Origin of the sequence: Streptomyces scabichelini, from assembly GCF_011045015.1 — a bacterium.
GTDB lineage: Bacteria > Actinomycetota > Actinomycetes > Streptomycetales > Streptomycetaceae > Streptomyces > Streptomyces scabichelini.
The window spans coordinates 1-10,785 of record NZ_JAAKZY010000304.1 but is presented as its reverse complement, the minus strand read 5'-3'; the positions used below and the strand labels follow the sequence as shown (position 1 = coordinate 10,785).

Genomic DNA, 10,785 nt, shown 5'->3' with positions numbered 1-10,785 from the left:
CCCCCGCACCAGACTGACCCCCGCCCCGAGCGATACGACACCCATGCCGACGCTGGTCATGACGCCCTGCGTGCCGTCGACGACGAAGGGGGCGACCGCGGCGACGGCGAGGTTGAAGAGGAAGAGGAACCAGAGGGCGGGCCTGGAGGAGAGCAGCGACTTCATGGGATTTCCTTCGGATCGGGAGGGCCGTGGCCTCCCCGACGGGAAGCCGTTGGTCTTGGTCTTGGCCTTGGCCTTGGCCTTGGCCTTGCGAGACCAACGATTCCGTCTGCGGCTCTCCGTCACGAGGGAGTGCTCTCCCGAACCCGTGGTGTAGCGGGCTACACCACAGGTTCGGCCCCACGGCACATCAGGCCGGCCGCACGGCGGCCCGCAGTTCCCGCGCCACCTCGAACACCTCGGTCCTCCCCGCCTTGGCCGCCTCGACGAGATCACCTAGAAGCACCGGCGAGGGGAGCGACTTCGCCCCCGCCACGCGCAGGTACGAACGCGTAGCCGCAGCCGCGTAGAACTCGTTCATCGGCGACTCCAGCGGTGGGCACACAGCGAGCGTGTGCAGGAGTGCGGCGGCCCTCCAGGCGATGTCCGGCGCGGGCTGGTCCGCCACGAGCACCAGATCGTTCTGGTGCCGCGCGACGGCGGCAATCAGACCGGAGGGATCCCAGACAGCCGGGTCCGAGGGCAGGTGGTGGGCCATCGCCTCCCACGCCCATTCCATCGTGATCTTCACTTCGCCGACTTTCCGAACCGCTCCTGGAAGTAATCCCAGTGCTCGGCGAACTCCTCGACCCCCGCGAAGAACCGCTCGCGATCCTCGTCGAGCTCCCGCTTGACCACGTCCGTGATCAGCGCCGTGACCGTCGTCCCCTCGGCCGCTGCGCGCGCCTTGAGCCGGTCGTGGAACTCCTCGTCCAGGCGAATGGTGACGTGTCGCGACATGAAGTCACCGTACAGCGGAACTGCTGTACAAGACACCGCTGCTCGATACATCAAGCCTCCTCACCGCCGGTGCCGTCCGTGGTCCCGCGCAGCCGAATTCGCCGTGCCGCTTCCATGACGGCTTCCCTGACCACCTCCTCGTCCGTTCCTGCACCGTGCGCCTCCCGCAGATCAGCGAGGTATTCGGACGCGATCTCAGTTTGTGACGCGCACCGGTCCCGCGGGCTCCTCCACCAGCCCCTCGAAGAACGCCGTCCGCAGATTGACGCCGACAGGCTCCGGCAACCTCAGCACCCCACCGAAGGCACACATCGCCGCCGACCGGTATCGACCGTCCACCGGATCGAAGAACGCCGTTGCCGAGCGGTCGGCCCGATCCACCACCCGATACACAGGGATTGCCGCAGCCGCATACGCATCACGTAGGGCGACCGGATCCCGCCTGTCCGTGCTCATGGCGACGGTGACCGCCATCAACACGCCAGCGGCGTCAGCCCATTCGCCGCCATCGGCGAAGTACCCAGCCGACGCCAGGGCCCCGTCAGGCCATGAGCGCCCGGACGCACGCTCACCCACCTGAACCCTTCCCGACAGCGCAAGGGTCTTGACGCAAGGACCCCCGCGACCGCGCTAACGGCCCGGGGGCACGGCCCACGCTGACAAGGAGCGTCGACAGTGCCCGTTTCTATCACCAGCCCAACCAGCACGGCAGGGGCGCCCGCGCTGCCCGTCTGATATCGAGACGATGCGGGCGGCCGCCTGCCGCCTGCTCGCCGAGGATGCCGAACCGCCCAAGCCTGACGAGCTGGAGACGCTCACCCTCCAGCTGCGCGGGCACATCAACCTCCTCGTGCCGGAAGTCGAGCAGACGGCCGACGCCCTGCCGCACGACGACATCCCCCGCTACTGCGCGCTCGCCTGCGTCGGCGAGGCACGCATGAAGCTCGGCCTGGAGCCGGGCCCCGGACTGCACGGCGGGATCGCATTCGCCCGGCGCCTCTCCCGCGTGGTCAACGCCCTGTGCGACCACTACCAGAACCTGGGGAGTGGCCACGAGTGACCGCGACTGATGACCTTGAAAAGGCCCTCAACGCCGAAACCCTGCGCACGGGCACGGCTGGCGAAAACCTGCTGAAGGTTCACCGGCTGCGCGACGGACGGCCCTTCTGTGGGGCGCGCGGCGAAGTCACCGAGTGGCGTCGTGCCGTTTCGTGCTTTGACTGCCTGACAAAGGTGGACACTTCACCCGAGGTCGAAGAACGACGGAAGGATGCCTGGCGGATGCGTTCGGAGGGCAAGTCGTTCGCGCACATCGCGCGGCATCGTGGCTACGACGACGCCGTTGACGCGGAACTTGACGTCGAGGAGTACGAGCGGAGGCAGGGGTACCGGTGACCTGTCAGGTTGACCAGGGCGGTTCCTGTAGCGGCTGCGAGAGCTGCGCCCCGGAAATCTTCCTGCCCGCGCAAGATCCGTACTTCGGCCCCGGTGATCCGGGCGGGGACCAGGACGGCCACGAACAGCCGGAACGACACCCCCACTGAACCACCCCGAGACGGGACATAGAACCCCTCGTCGTCAGTCCCGTGACTGATGGCGGGGAAGGGCGGCCGCTCGGCGCCCCAGGCGAGTGGCCGCCCGCCGTGCCGACAGTCCCAAGCCCGGCTGTCGGCAACGCGCGGGGCGGTGTGATCTGCGTCCACGGCTCCCGCAGAGCGTTTAGCCAAACTGGCCGAACGCGACCGCCCCGTCCTCCGAGGAGGGCGGGGCGGTTTACTGTGGGCCTGAGACGTCCCCTGCCTGTGGGCGGACACCGTGACTTCCCCGCTGACGGACAGCCGACGCTAGAGAAATGGACATGTCGACTCCCCGCTGGCTCACGTTGTGTGATATCCCCTGGGGAGTATTGGTCAAGACCTGTGGATCTTGAGTCGCGAGGAGATCATCCAACTCTGGTGATTGCTCTGCAGGTTCACCGTGCCGCACGAAGTGAGCCCTGGCGGCCGGGGAAGGCTGTCGGGGCTCGGGACGGCCGAAGAGGTCAGCTGACCCAGTTGGACGGGACGTTGAGGTACGTGGCGTGCTTGATGATGGGCCCGTCGTAGGTGATCTTGTTGCCCTGGCTGTAGTCGACGATCACCAGACGGTCGCCCTTGAAGATCCGCACCTCGTTGCCGATGGTGTGCACGGCGTCGAAGTCGCCGGAGAAGCCCGCCGGAAGCTGGGCGAAGGTGCCGTGCTTGACGATCGGTCCGTCGTAGGTGATCTTGTTGCCCTGGCTGTAGTCGACGATCACCAGACGGTCGCCCTTGAAGATCCGCACATCGTTGCCGATGTTGATGACGTCGTCGATGTCCTGGGCGAAGTCCGTCGGGACCTGGGCGTACGTGCCGTGGCCGGTGACCGTGCCGTTGTACGTGACCTTGTTGGCCTGGGAAACATCGACGATCACCAGCCGCCCGCCCCGGAACAGCCGTAATTCGGCGCCGATGAAGTGCGCCCCGTCGATGCCGTTGGCGAACTTCGGGGGCACCTGGGCGAAGGTGCCGTGCTTGGTGGTCTGCCCGTCGTACGTGACCTTGTTCCCCGAGGCCGTGTCGATGCACAGCACCTGGTCGCCCCGGAACAGCCTAATCTCACGGCTGATCGCCACTGCTGCACTGATCATGGTGCACTCCCCTTCGTCGCAGGACGTCCGCCCCTGGACGCGCCACCCCACGGTGTTCGCGCTGTGGCCCCCGCCCCGGCGCCCAGAGAGGTCACCTCAGAACCTAGCCCGCCTCCGCCGCAATGGCTCCTGGGTGTACGGCACTTAGGCCGGTTCGCGTATCTTCGGCCGGAAACTCCACCATGCCCGGAACAGGCATATAGCGGCGGACATCGACCGTGAACACTCCCGACCGAGACCGGGACCGGGACCGTCGGCATCGAACCCCGGGCTCCACCGAAGACGCTCACAGAACGTCACTACAGTCCCGGCGCACAGCCTGTCCGCCAGCGGGGGATTCTCGCTGTCCACCGTCACCTGCCGATGATGACGGCAGGGGACGCCCTTCCGACCGGAGGCCTCCCGAGCACCCCAGCCGGGCTTGCTTGGGGTTCTGCGTCAGACGGCGGAAATACGAGGCGCTCACGTTCCCGGGTCTCCAGCAGCACCATCACGCCGTGAAGGGCTGCAGCCGTTGCCGGGGTGAACGGCAGCACCTGGATGGACACATTGCGCAGTGCACCCACCTCCAGGAGGTACAGGAGCTGCTCCCGGCCCACGTACGGGCTGCGCAAGGCCGCCTCGTACAGCACGTAGCTGCACCCCACCAGCGGTTTGCGAGAGTGGATTTCCTGACGCGCCACCCGCGCCGCGATGCGCTCCTCGACGGTCTCCTCGTCGAGCGGCGGGATGTGGTCACTGATCAACTGCCGTGCGTAAGGCTCCGCCTGCAAGGGACCAGGGACCAGCACGGGCTCGTACCACCTGTAATTGGCGGCGGCACCCAACTCCTCACGGCTGACGCTCGCCTTGATACGCCACCGCTTCAACTGGTTGCCGCTGTAACGCCAGTTGACCGGCGACGGCGTAGAGGAGTTGTACTGGACTGACCCTGCGGCCACCTCCGACCGATACACCTCGGCGTGTATCCCCTCGGTCACTACCGAGCGTATCCGTGCGCTCGCCATCGTGTGACCATGACGAACGCAATCCCGCACTACCGACCCGACTGGGTCCCCCTCGCCGGCCACCAACTCCGCGTCTCCGGCGTTCACTTCGACGCGGTCCGTATCCAGGGCGTACGCGGGGAACAGGTCGCCGCCGAACTCATCGAGGCGGCCGACGGCGATGCGGGGCCCGTTGTCTGCGAGGCAGTCGGGTTCCGGTGGATGTACTTCCTGCTGGCGCCGGGGGCGGCGAGAGCGTGCTCGTGGCCCTTGGGCGTGCAGCGATTCAGCAGGAGCGGCGGCCGTACGGTCACGTACATCGGGATCCCGGCGCTGGACGGGAACACATGGCCGTTGCGGTGGTACAGCGAGCCGACGGTCACGGCGGCTCATGTGGAGGCGGGGAGGCTGGGGACGGTGCTGGGGATGGTTGGGTTGTAGGTCAGGGCTCTTGCCGACGCGCAGCGGAAGTCTCGCGCGGACGATTCTCGTCGTCGGGTGGTCCTCGCCCAACACGCGGAGGCAGCCGCCCGACTCATCGACGCACGAAGGAAGATGACATCCGCCCCAGTCAGGCCGCCCCGGCCCTCCGGTCCCCGTACTCGATGGTCACCGTAACCCTGGCCCCGAGCGCCTCCGCATACGTACGCATCGTCTCCAAGTTGTGGATCTCCCCCTGCTCGATCTGGGAGACCCGAGCCTGCGAGATCCCCACCGACCCGGCCACCTGAGCCTGCGTCAGGCCCTGCTCCTCGCGGATCTCCCGCAGGTGGTGACCGATCACTCGCGCCTCGGTCGCCGTGCGCGCCGCCTGCTTGCGGAACTCCCATTCGGCGTCGGACACGTCGGGCTGGCTCTCCCGCAGCCGACGCTTGACCTCTGCCCAACTGCTGTACTGGCTCATCAGGCCTTCCCGTCCTCTCCCGGCTCATCTGCGGCGACCAGGTACTCGTCATAGCGGGCCTCGGCAAGGGGGATCGACTCGCGATACCAGTCCCTCCAGCGGCCGGACTTGTCGCCGGCCACCAACAGAATCGCCTCGCGCCTGGGGTCGAAGACGAACAAGATCCGGACCTCGGTACTCCCCGAGCTTCCTGGTCGCAGCTCCTTGAGGTTGTGGGTACGGCAGCCCGACAGCCGGTCGACGAGCGGGCGCCCCAGCGCGGGACCGCTCTCCATCAGCATGTCGACCGCCGCTTCAACGAGGTCCGCCGACACCGGGTCCTCCTCTGCCAGCTTGAGCAGCCACGACTCCACCGATGGATGGAGGTTGATCTCCCAGTTCATGCTCCGCATCTCAGCCTACGGTGCGGGCCGACAAAAGGAAATCCTTATACCTTCAGCTCAACGAGTGAATGTCACTCGGCCAGGGCACGGATGTCACCCAGGTCGTCAGGGAGGATCGCTCGCGGGGCGGGGCGTGTGGCCCTGGGGGTGCTGGGGCTGTAGGTCAGCGCTCCTGCATACGCACATCGATGTACGAAGGAAAATGGCGGGCGCGTCAGCCGGGCCGCCCCCGTTCGTCCGCCGCCGGGTTGCGTTCCGGTGGGCCCGGGCGGAGGACCCGTTTGCCCTCGGTGGGGAGGGGGGAGCGGCGGCGGCGCGGTACGTAGCCGGGTGGGCACAGGTGTTCGTCCGCGGGCGGTTCCGGGGGGCCGCCCGGCGGCGGCGCGGCGAGCGCGCCTCCGCCGGTGTGCGCCTCGGAGCCGATCCGTACGCATTCGACGTCCGGATCCGAGGCGCAGGGGAGGACATCGGGGTCTTCCGGCCGTCCGGTGTGCCGGCCGGTGTGGTCCGCGTCCTCAGGGCCCGTCACGGGCATTGCGAGTTCCTTCCGCTGCCGCCCCACCACTGGTACGACTGCCAGCTTCCCGTGTCGGCGAAGTGACCCTCCACTGTGTAGCAGTTCGGGTTCGAGGCCCAGGTGGACCCGGAGTACCGGGTCATCGTGCCGTCCGTACCGGACTGGTACTGCAGGTTGTTCATGTACGCGCAGTACCCGAACCCTTCGTACGGCCAGTGGCCGCTGCCCATGTCGGTGCGGGTGGTGGCCGGGTCGGAGCCGCTGTCCACCACCTCTCCGTACCAGGAGACGGATGACGCCTGCGAGCGCAGCCCCGTGGTGGCGTACAGGCTCGCCGGGTAGTAGCCGATCCAGGCGCCGTTGACCTGGACCCACCAGTTCCCCTGCCAGAGCTGGACCTTGAGGCCCATCTGGTACTGCGTGCCGCCGAACGAGCTGAGCGGGCTGGACAGGGCGCCGGGGTGGACGGTGGACGAGTACTGCACCCAGCCCTTCACGTTCTCGTTGTAGCCGCCCTTGTTGTCACCGCTCTGCGTGTATCCGTTGGTCGTGTAGTACGTGAACAGGTGGGGCACCCAGTCCCCGTACAGGTCCTTGTAGACCTGGTGGCCGACCTCCAGGGTCTGCTGTCCGGTGCCGCTGCCCCTTGCCAGAGCGAGCTGTCCGAGCGAGAACTCGTTGTTGTACTCGACGAACGAGTGCCAGGCGTTGATGTTGCCGGACGTCCCGTAGCAGGTGACGCTCTGGTTGCTGTAGCCGTACTTGTGCACGACCGCCGCGGCCGGTGCGAGGATGTCGCGGCCGAAACCGGGCGGCGCGGCGATCCTGCCGACAGGCCCCTTGGCCAGCCAGTCGTTGAGACTGCCGACCGGAGTGATCTGCTCGGTCGCCAGCCGCACCAACGGGACCGTGCCGCGCGGCCCACGGTCGGCGGCCTCGTCCTCGAGCTCGAAGCGGACCGGCTCGGCGGGGAACTCGCCCTTCACCCTCTCCAACGGCCGGTCGTCGCCGGGCGGTTGGGCGAGTTTGCCGCCCGCCGCCTGGGACTCCGCGGGCACCCAGTCGAGCTGGACCCCGCCCTTGGTCACGGTGCGGGTGACGACATCCCTGCGCGCGTACCGGTCCTTCAGGTACTGGTGGATCTCGTCCAGCTGATTGGCTGCCTCCGCTTCCGTGAGCTGCTGCTCACCCACCTGGTTCGGGCGGTCGGAGAGGCCGCTTTCCTTGTGGCTGGGATTGCGTTCGACGACACCACTTGCCATGGCGCTACCCCCTTGCCCGGGCGGCGGTCCCCCCGGACCACCACTCCCGGATTCCGGCGCCTGAGGCGGCCCGGAGGTCCCGGGCCGCCTCGGCGGCGGTTGCGGGTCAACGTAGTCCTGGGCCCGGCCTCCCGAAGTGCCGGAATCGGCCATTGCTGAGGCCGGCCGAGAGGAGTGTCACTTGACCTCGCGCAACCCCAGCGGACCCGCGATCTCCTCCGCCATGACCTTGCCGGCCTCCTCCTCCAGGGCGTCCTCGCTGAGGTCCTGGTCGGTGTCGAGGCCGTCCAGTTCCTCCAGGGGCTGGTTCAGCCTGACGTGGGCCACCAGGGACTGGAGGGCTCGGAGGGTGGCCGAGGCGGTGGAGCCCCAGTTCGAGAAGTACGAGAACTGCCACCACCACAGGGCCTCGGTGGTGCGGCCCGCCTTGTAGTGGGCCATGCCGTGGCGGAGGTCGGTGATGACGTCGGCCAGGTCGTCGGAGATACGGGCGGGGACCCGGGCCTTGCTGGGCTCGTACGGGTCGAAGACCTCGGAGTAGACGTCGATCGGGTCGAGCAGGTCGGCCAGGCGTTCGCGGAGTTCGTCCACGTCCGGCTCCGGGCCCAGGTCCGGCTCGTAACGCTCCTCGGGAAGGATGTCCTCGTGGGCACCAAGACGGCCGCCCGCGAGCATCAGCTGGGAGACCTCGAGGAGCAGGAAGGGGACGGCCGAGTCCGGCTCGTCGCCCTTGGCCACCTCGGTGACCGCGACCAGGAAGCTCTCGACCTGGTCCGCGATCTGGACCGCGAAGTCGCCGGGGTCCTGAGCAGTCGCGTGCAGCGTGGCGTCAGACATCTAGAAGCCGACCTTCCTCATGAGCAAGAACATGTTCAGACATCCAAGAGCCGCCTTCCCTCGAAGGCGCAGCCCCGACAGTCTTGCCGGTGGTCTCAGACATCGAGCAGCCGCCTCCCCTCGAAGGCGCGGCCCAGAGTGACCTCGTCGGCGTACTCGAGGTCACCGCCGACTGGCAGACCGCTGGCCAGGCGGGTGACCTTGAGGCCCATGGGCTTGATCATGCGGGCGAGATACGTGGCCGTTGCCTCGCCCTCCAGGTTCGGGTCCGTGGCCAGGATCAGCTCCGTGACCGTGCCGTCCGCGAGCCGGGCCAGCAGTTCTCTTATCCGCAGGTCGTCCGGGCCGACGCCCTCGATCGGGCTGATCGCGCCGCCGAGCACGTGGTACTTGCCGCGGAACTCCCGCGTCCGCTCGATCGCCACGACGTCCTTCGGCTCCTCCACCACGCAGATCACCGCCGGGTCGCGGCGCGTGTCGCGGCAGATGTTGCACAGCTCCTCCTGCGCGACGTTCCCGCAGGTGGCGCAGAAGCGGACCTTCGCCTTCACTTCGAGGAGTGCCTGCGCGAGACGCCGTACGTCCGTCGGCTCCGCCTGAAGGATGTGGAAGGCGATCCGCTGCGCGCTCTTGGGACCGACGCCGGGGAGCCGCCCCAGTTCGTCGATGAGGTCCTGGACCACGCCTTCGTACAACGGATTGCCTTCCTGTTCACGCTCTCTCGGTACGTACCGTAGTCGCGCTTGCTCTCTTGGTACGTACGGTAGTTGGCGCCCGGCCTTCTTAGAAGAGAAGGCCGGGTTGACTTAGAACGGCAGGCCGGGGATGCCGCTGCCGCCGCCACCCAGGCCCTGGGCCAGCGGGCCGAGCTTCTCCTGCTGGAGCGCCTGCGCGTTCTCGTTCGCCGCCTGGACCGCCGCGACGATCAGATCGGCGAGAGTCTCGGTGTCCTCGGGGTCCACGGCCTTCGGGTCGATCTTGAGGGCACGCAGCTCGCCGGAGCCCGTCACGGTCGCCTTCACCAGGCCGCCGCCCGCCTGGCCGTCGACCTCGGTCCGCGCCAGTTCCTCCTGCGCGTTCGCGAGGTCCTGCTGCATCTTCTGGGCCTGCTGGAGCAGCTGCTGCATATTGGGCTGGCCACCACCGGGAATCACGATCAGCTCCTGGTTTCGTACGGCTGTCTGGGCAGGGGTTTTACGTCCGGGTTTTACGTCCGGGCGGGCTTCTCCCCGTCTGGGCATGAGCCTACGTGGTCTACAGCGCCGTCGCCCCAGCACTCTTTCGAGTGAGGCAAGGCGATGTCCTATACCTGATCAAGGGCCACGTCCGAGCGGAAAACCCCCGAAACAGGACCGTCGCCACCCGTTGGGAGGTAGTAAGGGTGGGGCGCTTCAGCAGCTTGCGGCATCCTGCGCCACGGTACCGTCACGCAACGTAACAATGAGGGAGCGTCGGTGAGCCAGCCGGAGATGCAGCCCGAGGGATCGGCCCAGGACGGTCGGGGTGACGGTCAGGGGGCCGGTGATCTGATGGGGCGGCCCTTTCCGCTCGGCGACTGGGCAGAGCCGGCCGACCGGCTCCATGAGCTGTACCGGTGGGTGGAGGCGGGGGCGCTGGCCACGACGTCCTGGTATCTCGCCGGGCGGGGGTGGAAACGGCGGGGAGCGCAGGCGTTGCGGGGCGGTACGGCCGTGGGCGCTGTCGTCGGGGCCGCGCTGCCGATGCTCGATCTCACCGGGGTCGCGGGCGGGGTCGCTCCCTGGGGGTATCTGGCGCTGCTCGGCGGGGTCGCCTGTGTGGCGGTGGACCGTTTCTTCGGGGTCACGTCCGGGTGGATAAGGGATGTGGCCACGGCTCAGGCCGTGCAGCGGCGCTTGCAGGTGCTCCAGTTCGACTGGGCGTCGGAGTGTGTGCGGGAGGTTCTCGGGCCCACGGAGGGGACGGCCGGGGAGGCGGCCGAGCGGTGCCTGGCTGTTCTGCGGCGGTTCTCCGAGGATGTGACGGAGCTGGTGCGGGCGGAGACTGCGGACTGGATGGTCGAGTTCCGCACGGGTTCCGCTCCGCTGGGGCTGCAGTCTTCTGTGGCCGGGGCTTCGCGGGCGGACTCCGGCTCGGCCGGGCGGCCGTCGCTCTCCCCTCCGGGGGCGCGGCCGAACATGCCGCGGCAGCGGCCGCCGGAGGCGCGGTGAGGGGGGTTCGCCCCCGCCGCCCCTACCCATTCCCGTCCACTCTCCTGGGGCTCCGCCCCAGACCCCGTTTCGGGGGCCAGCCCCCGGACCCCCGGTC

General features: G+C 68.2%; 16 protein-coding genes. 4 read left to right on the top strand and 12 right to left on the bottom strand.

Annotated features, from left to right (window positions below; translation table 11 throughout):
* Positions 1–352: 352 nt before the first annotated feature.
* From G5C60_RS46890 to G5C60_RS46880, 3 genes are all read right to left on the bottom strand, one after another.
* Positions 353–733, bottom strand: a complete 381-nt coding sequence (locus G5C60_RS46890) for a hypothetical protein (RefSeq protein WP_338146132.1) — start codon at positions 731–733, stop codon at positions 353–355.
* Positions 730–942 (bottom strand): plasmid partition protein ParG, encoded by a 213-nt coding sequence (locus G5C60_RS46885; protein WP_165269776.1) that lies wholly within the window; start codon positions 940–942, stop codon positions 730–732. The genes G5C60_RS46890 and G5C60_RS46885 overlap by 4 nt, the downstream gene beginning before the upstream one ends.
* Positions 943–1,137: 195 nt before the next feature.
* Positions 1,138–1,518 carry a Uma2 family endonuclease gene (locus G5C60_RS46880; protein WP_165269774.1) on the bottom strand — a complete coding sequence of 127 codons (381 nt, stop codon included), beginning with the start codon at positions 1,516–1,518 and terminating at the stop codon, positions 1,138–1,140.
* Positions 1,519–1,687: 169 nt separating this feature from the next.
* Between G5C60_RS46880 and G5C60_RS46875 the strand changes: the two genes are divergently transcribed.
* Positions 1,688–2,002: a DUF6415 family natural product biosynthesis protein gene (locus G5C60_RS46875; RefSeq protein WP_206440870.1), complete on the top strand. Its 315-nt coding sequence runs from the start codon at positions 1,688–1,690 to the stop codon at positions 2,000–2,002.
* Positions 1,999–2,337, top strand: a complete 339-nt coding sequence (locus G5C60_RS46870) for a hypothetical protein (protein WP_165269772.1) — start codon at positions 1,999–2,001, stop codon at positions 2,335–2,337. The genes G5C60_RS46875 and G5C60_RS46870 overlap by 4 nt, the downstream gene beginning before the upstream one ends.
* A gap of 646 nt (positions 2,338–2,983) precedes the next feature.
* Here G5C60_RS46870 and G5C60_RS46865 read toward each other — a convergent pair.
* Entirely contained in the window at positions 2,984–3,610 is a 627-nt protein-coding gene (locus G5C60_RS46865; RefSeq protein WP_165269770.1) for a hypothetical protein, read from the bottom strand.
* A gap of 353 nt (positions 3,611–3,963) precedes the next feature.
* Positions 3,964–4,617, bottom strand: a complete 654-nt coding sequence (locus G5C60_RS46860; protein ID WP_165269768.1) for a DUF5753 domain-containing protein — start codon at positions 4,615–4,617, stop codon at positions 3,964–3,966.
* Between the two features lie 3 nt (positions 4,618–4,620).
* On the opposite strand from G5C60_RS46860, the gene G5C60_RS46855 reads away from it, so the two are divergent.
* Positions 4,621–5,037 carry a hypothetical protein gene (locus tag G5C60_RS46855; RefSeq protein ID WP_165269766.1) on the top strand — a complete coding sequence of 139 codons (417 nt, stop codon included), beginning with the start codon at positions 4,621–4,623 and terminating at the stop codon, positions 5,035–5,037.
* A gap of 130 nt (positions 5,038–5,167) precedes the next feature.
* On the opposite strand, the gene G5C60_RS46850 is transcribed toward G5C60_RS46855, so the two are convergent.
* The 7 genes from G5C60_RS46850 to G5C60_RS46820 all read right to left on the bottom strand — a co-directional run bounded on the left by G5C60_RS46850 (position 5,168) and on the right by G5C60_RS46820 (position 9,653).
* Positions 5,168–5,500 (bottom strand): helix-turn-helix domain-containing protein, encoded by a 333-nt coding sequence (locus G5C60_RS46850; RefSeq protein ID WP_165269764.1) that lies wholly within the window; start codon positions 5,498–5,500, stop codon positions 5,168–5,170.
* Positions 5,500–5,883 (bottom strand): type II toxin-antitoxin system RelE/ParE family toxin, encoded by a 384-nt coding sequence (locus G5C60_RS46845; RefSeq protein WP_165269762.1) that lies wholly within the window; start codon positions 5,881–5,883, stop codon positions 5,500–5,502. Before G5C60_RS46845 ends, G5C60_RS46850 begins: the two co-directional genes overlap by 1 nt.
* 214 nt (positions 5,884–6,097) lie before the next feature.
* On the bottom strand, positions 6,098–6,418 hold the full coding sequence (locus G5C60_RS46840) for a hypothetical protein (protein WP_165269760.1): 321 nt from the start codon (positions 6,416–6,418) through the stop codon (positions 6,098–6,100).
* Positions 6,409–7,662, bottom strand: a complete 1,254-nt coding sequence (locus tag G5C60_RS46835) for a neprosin family prolyl endopeptidase (protein ID WP_165269758.1) — start codon at positions 7,660–7,662, stop codon at positions 6,409–6,411. Before G5C60_RS46835 ends, G5C60_RS46840 begins: the two co-directional genes overlap by 10 nt.
* A 177-nt stretch (positions 7,663–7,839) precedes the next feature.
* Positions 7,840–8,499 (bottom strand): DUF5063 domain-containing protein, encoded by a 660-nt coding sequence (locus G5C60_RS46830; RefSeq protein ID WP_165269756.1) that lies wholly within the window; start codon positions 8,497–8,499, stop codon positions 7,840–7,842.
* Between the two features lie 95 nt (positions 8,500–8,594).
* Complete coding sequence (recR, locus tag G5C60_RS46825) at positions 8,595–9,194, bottom strand: recombination mediator RecR (protein ID WP_165269754.1); 600 nt, start codon at positions 9,192–9,194, stop codon at positions 8,595–8,597.
* A gap of 111 nt (positions 9,195–9,305) precedes the next feature.
* A complete protein-coding gene (locus G5C60_RS46820; protein ID WP_165269752.1) occupies positions 9,306–9,653 on the bottom strand; it encodes a YbaB/EbfC family nucleoid-associated protein in 348 nt (115 codons plus the stop codon).
* Positions 9,654–9,953: 300 nt separating this feature from the next.
* Between G5C60_RS46820 and G5C60_RS46815 the strand changes: the two genes are divergently transcribed.
* Positions 9,954–10,688 (top strand): SLATT domain-containing protein, encoded by a 735-nt coding sequence (locus G5C60_RS46815; protein ID WP_165269750.1) that lies wholly within the window; start codon positions 9,954–9,956, stop codon positions 10,686–10,688.
* Positions 10,689–10,785: the final 97 nt, after the last annotated feature.